The sequence below is a fragment of the Bacillus sp. S4 genome (genome assembly GCF_040838205.1).
Lineage (GTDB): Bacteria > Bacillota > Bacilli > Bacillales > Bacillaceae_G > Bacillus_A > Bacillus_A cereus_U.
Map to the genome: position 1 here is coordinate 1 of NZ_JBFPJI010000244.1, position 5087 is coordinate 5087.

Below are 5087 nucleotides of genomic sequence, written 5' to 3' on the forward strand. Positions count from 1 at the left end.
ATGGAGAATAGGGTTATTTAAATATAAAATTCAAATGAGGTTAATATATGAATAAAAAAAGCTTTAGTAATTATGCATTAAGTAAAGAAATAATACGAGCACTTACTGGTTTAGGATATGAACATCCAACGGAAGTGCAAGGAGAGGTTATTCCAGTTGCCTTGCAAAAGAAAGACCTTGTCGTGAAATCACAGACTGGAAGTGGAAAAACCGCTTCATTTGGCATACCACTTTGTGAAATGGTGGAGTGGGAAGAGAATAAGCCACAAGCTTTAGTTTTAACACCGACGAGAGAGCTTGCGGTGCAAGTAAAAGAAGATATTACGAATATAGGCCGCTTCAAAAGAATTAAGGCCGCTGCAGTTTATGGTAAATCTCCATTTGCACGTCAAAAATTAGAGTTAAAGCAAAAAACACATATTGTAGTTGGGACTCCTGGCCGTGTGTTAGATCATATTGAAAAAGGCACTCTTTCTTTAGACCGTTTGAAGTACTTAGTTATTGATGAAGCAGATGAAATGCTAAATATGGGTTTTATCGATCAGGTAGAGGCAATTATTGACGAATTACCTAAAAAACGAATGACAATGCTATTTTCAGCAACACTTCCAGAAGATGTTGAAAAGTTATCTCGTAAGTATATGGGCTCTCCAACTCATATTGAAATTAAGGCTGCCGGGATTACAACAGATAAAATTGAACATACACTTTTTGAGACGAGAGAAGAGGAGAAGCTTTCACTTCTTAAAGATGTAACAACGATTGAGAATCCAGATAGTTGTATTATTTTTTGCCGTACGCAAGAAAATGTAGATCACGTATTTCAACAGTTAAAGCGGGTTAACTATCCTTGTGACAAAATACATGGTGGTATGGTACAAGAAGATCGTTTTGAAGTTATGGACGATTTTAGAAAAGGAAAGTTCCGTTATTTAGTAGCGACAGACGTAGCTGCTAGAGGAATTGATATTGATAATATTACACATGTTATTAACTATGATATTCCATTAGAAAAAGAAAGTTATGTACATCGTACGGGAAGAACGGGACGAGCTGGTAATAACGGGAAAGCTATTACATTCATGACGCCGTATGAAAATAGATTTTTAGAAGAGATTGAGGAGTACATTGGCTTTGAAATTCCAAAGGCACTTGCACCTTCAAAAGAAGAAGTTATGAAAGGGAAAGCAGTATTTGAGGAAAAGATACATGCTAAACCAATTATAAAGAAAGATAAAAATGCAGATCTAAACAAAGGAATTATGAAATTGTACTTTAATGGCGGGAAGAAAAAGAAAATTAGGGCGGTAGATTTCGTCGGTACAATTGCTAAAATTAAAGGTGTTACAGCAGAAGATATAGGAATTATTACAATACAAGACAATGTTTCTTACGTTGAAATATTAAATGGAAAAGGACCACTTGTTTTAAAAATCATGAAAAACACAACGATTAAAGGGAAACAATTAAAGGTTCATGAAGCAATTAAGTAAACAAAAAACTATCCACCTCTAACAGGTGGATAGTTTTTTGTTTAAGTTTCTTTGAGGTCATCAACTAGTTTCTCTGCTAAACGTCTATACATATTACTCATAGTCACGAAGGATGTTAGTAATAAAAACTTTTCTAGCTTTGGATCTTCTAAGGAAGAAACCTCGTTTACTTCCTTAACACGGTTATTCACGTCTTGCTTAAAGCTTTCCACATTGGTGTCAGTAAGAGAAAGGTAATCTTTATATAGAGTATTTAATTCGAATGTATCATCGTTTATTAACGGTGCATTTATATTTTCTAAGGAGCTTTTTATATCATTAATGGAAAGAGCTCCTTTTAATTGATAAATTAAGCTGATTAAAATCATATGTTCTTTTGAATACTTTTTATTTTTGATAGGGATGAATAATTTCCCTTTTGCGTAATTGTTAATCATTGTTTTTGTTAATACTTTTTCATCATCAGTTCTCGTTGTATCCGCATAAGTATTCTCAAATAGTTGGACAACTTGGTCTACATATAAGTCGACATTTGGGATATCCTCAAGTTTAATACTTTTTTCTAAATGTAATGATTCAAGTAATTTATTTATATTTTCCACGTAGAACCCCTCACTTTTATAACTTAGTGGAACTTAATGTTTAGTATATCTTTAAATATGGTATTACGAAACAAATGAATTGTAAATGTTGACCCGTGCGAATAATGTGTATATAATTACATGTAGTTATGAAAACTACATGTAATTATATGAGGGGTGTTTATATGAATGCTTATGTAAGAGAACCAGTTAATGCATTTACTCACTTAGGAGGAGCTGTATTATCATTTATTGCATTATTAGCTATGCTTGTGAAGGTTTCTGTTAAGATGCCATCTGTTGCTGCAATTACAGCCGTTATTTTATTTGGTATCGGGATGATGGTCCTTTATATGGCGTCAGCTGTGTATCATAGTGTTGTAGCCAGTGAACGTGTTATTTATTTCTTTAGGAAACTAGATCATTCTATGATTTTTATATTAATTGCAGGTACATATGCACCCTTTTGCTTAATTACATTAAACTCGGCAAATGGTTTACTATTATTTTGTTTAGTTTATGCAACTGCGATTTTGGGTATTGTTTTTAAAATGTTTTGGTTTAATTGTCCAAGATGGTTATCGACAGCAATTTATCTTCTGATGGGTTGGTTAATTGTTCTATTCTTTGCACCGCTAGCTGAGAATTTAAGTACAGGAGGTATTATTTTCTTAGTACTTGGAGGCATTTTTTATACAATTGGTGGGTTTATTTACGGTGCGAAGCCAAAATGGTTGGAGTTTAAATATATGGGACACCATGAAATTTTTCATGTTTTTGTATTGTTAGGTAGTCTTGCGCATTTTCTAAGTGTATATTGTTACGTAATTTAACAAACCGGAACGTCCGAATAGCTTTTACTAAAATTTTTGAGTAATAAAAAATGATATAGACAAATATAGATGTTGAAGAGCTACATAACTTAAAGGTTATGTAGCTTTTTTTATATAAAAAAGAAAATTTAAAATATTTAGAATTTCAATCTTGGAATATGATAGGATAGATGTGTATTGAGATTTTATAATTGATGATAAGTGGGGGACTATATATATGGCGATACTTATAACGGGTGGAGCAGGATATATTGGTAGTCATACGTGTATAGAATTATTAAATAATAATTATAAAATTATAGTCGTAGATAATCTTTCAAATAGTTCAATAGAGTCTTTAAACCGAGTAAAAGAAATAACAGGGAAACAATTTAAATTTTATAATGAAAGTGTTTTAAATCGTGAAAAAATGAATGAGATTTTTTTGGAAAATAACATTGAAGCAGTTATTCATTTTGCTGGCTTCAAAGCAGTTGGGGAATCTACTACAATTCCGCTTACATATTATTATAATAATATTATAAGTACGATCATATTATGTGATGTAATGCAAAAGCATAATGTGAAAAAATTTATTTTTAGTTCGTCTGCAACTGTATATGGAATTCCAAAAACATCACCAATTACGGAAGAATTTCCATTAAGCGTGACAAATCCATACGGGCAAACAAAGTTAATGATAGAGCAAATTATGCGTGATGTTGCAAAAGCTGATGGTGAATGGAGTATCGCGTTACTTCGTTATTTCAACCCATTTGGGGCGCATCAAAGTGGCCGTATCGGAGAAGATCCAAATGGGATTCCGGATAATTTAATGCCATATGTAACACAAGTAGCGGTAGGGAAATTAAAGGAATTAAATATATTTGGAAATGACTATCCAACAAGAGACGGGACAGGTGTCCGTGATTATATTCACGTTGTTGACCTTGCAAAAGGACATGTAAAGGCACTTGAGAAAGTACTTGAAACTACAGGAATAGATGCATATAACCTTGGCACAGGGAAAGGGTATAGTGTATTGGAGATGGTTAATGCTTTTGAGAAGGTCTCGGGCAAAAAAATACCTTATAAAATTATCGGGCGTCGTCCTGGGGACGTAGCAATATGTTTTGCTGATGTATCTAAAGCGAAGCGAGAATTAGGATGGGAAGCAGAATATGGATTAGAAGAGATGTGTATAGATTCGTGGAGATGGCAGGTAGATAATAAAAATGGCTATCAAATGATTTAAGGAGGATACTTTGTTTTTATTGTATTTATGTATAATAAAGGAGCCAAAGGTCAGTAATAGTTTTCGTTGAGGAAAAGAAAATTATTACTGACCAAAGCATTTTAATAGGAATTTAGTCTATTGAAGGCTTTATAAATTGGTGATTTGGAAAGAGAAATTAATGAATTCGAATAAGTTGTTTATGGTATACGGTATTACCTTCTTGGCTTGCGTATGGCGGGATGCTTCGTCCAAAACAATTTGCAATAATATTGGAGTGGCCAGGATCAGAAATACGAATTTCATATAAGTGAATAGAGTCATCTAAATCAGCATAAAAAACTGCTAAGTGATTACCTTGTAAAAGATATGGAAATGCTACTTCCGCATTTTCACCAATTAGTACAGGTAATTTTACAGGATTAGAATAGTTAGACCAATCCCAAACCTCTATACTTACATAGTGTGCGTAAAATGCATCTAAATTTACAATGTTTACTACTGCTGAAACTGTTGCAGGCTCTCTTGTTAATACACCTGTGGAGTGAAAAACAGGTTGATTTGGATAATGAAGAGGCATAAATATCAAACCTTCCTTAAAATGATATGATTGTACAATATTTTATGCTAGAAATTAATAGAATGAGGTAGGGGAAATGCATCATCCTACTAATTTTTCATAGAAATAAAAAACGTAATATTGAAAAGAATTCCAATACTTGTATCATGGTTAGAGTACGTTTATAATCAAGGAATCCTATTTAATGTTCTGATAGGGTTATTTATTATTGAAAGCGTTTTAAATCTGTTCTTTTTTAAGGTAGGAAGTCTGACTTATTTGGATTAAAAATTATGTATGTAGTTTTAAATAGGAAGAAAAATAATAAAGTGAAACTTTAATCAGTGGGGGTTTTGTTCATCCCCCACTGATTATTAGCCTTCACCAATCGGGCGTTTACGGGCAGTT

At 32.8% G+C, this 5087-nt stretch carries 5 protein-coding genes; 3 read left to right on the plus strand and 2 right to left on the minus strand.

The annotated features are described in order from the left end of the window. Nucleotides 1–47: 47 nt before the first annotated feature. The gene (locus tag AB3X48_RS17540; RefSeq protein ID WP_016106790.1) at nucleotides 48–1493 is read left to right on the plus strand and encodes a DEAD/DEAH box helicase; all 1446 of its coding nucleotides are present in this window, start codon (nucleotides 48–50) and stop codon (nucleotides 1491–1493) included. A gap of 41 nt (nucleotides 1494–1534) precedes the next feature. Here the strand turns inward: AB3X48_RS17540 and AB3X48_RS17545 are convergent, their stop codons facing one another. Next, on the minus strand, nucleotides 1535–2095 hold the full coding sequence (locus AB3X48_RS17545; RefSeq protein ID WP_002035007.1) for a DUF1836 domain-containing protein: 561 nt from the start codon (nucleotides 2093–2095) through the stop codon (nucleotides 1535–1537). Between the two features lie 164 nt (nucleotides 2096–2259). On the opposite strand from AB3X48_RS17545, the gene trhA reads away from it, so the two are divergent. Beyond that, nucleotides 2260–2907: a PAQR family membrane homeostasis protein TrhA gene (gene trhA / locus AB3X48_RS17550; RefSeq protein WP_002159679.1), complete on the plus strand. Its 648-nt coding sequence runs from the start codon at nucleotides 2260–2262 to the stop codon at nucleotides 2905–2907. A 217-nt stretch (nucleotides 2908–3124) separates the two neighbouring features. Continuing rightward, a complete protein-coding gene (gene galE, locus AB3X48_RS17555) occupies nucleotides 3125–4141 on the plus strand; it encodes a UDP-glucose 4-epimerase GalE (RefSeq protein WP_016106789.1) in 1017 nt (338 codons plus the stop codon). 157 nt (nucleotides 4142–4298) lie between these two features. Here galE and AB3X48_RS17560 read toward each other — a convergent pair whose 3' ends face one another. Further along, entirely contained in the window at nucleotides 4299–4700 is a 402-nt protein-coding gene (locus tag AB3X48_RS17560; protein ID WP_016106788.1) for a hypothetical protein, read from the minus strand. Between the last annotated feature and the right edge of the window lie 387 nt (nucleotides 4701–5087).

Bases quoted from the DNA above. Each gene is read 5' to 3' on its own strand.
- AB3X48_RS17540 (WP_016106790.1), top strand. From the start codon at position 48: ATGAATAAAAAAAGCTTTAGTAATTATGCATTAAGTAAAGAAATAATA.
- trhA (WP_002159679.1), top strand. From the start codon at position 2,260: ATGAATGCTTATGTAAGAGAACCAGTTAATGCATTTACTCACTTAGGA.
- galE (WP_016106789.1), top strand. From the start codon at position 3,125: ATGGCGATACTTATAACGGGTGGAGCAGGATATATTGGTAGTCATACG.
- AB3X48_RS17560 (WP_016106788.1), bottom strand. From the start codon at position 4,700: ATGCCTCTTCATTATCCAAATCAACCTGTTTTTCACTCCACAGGTGTA.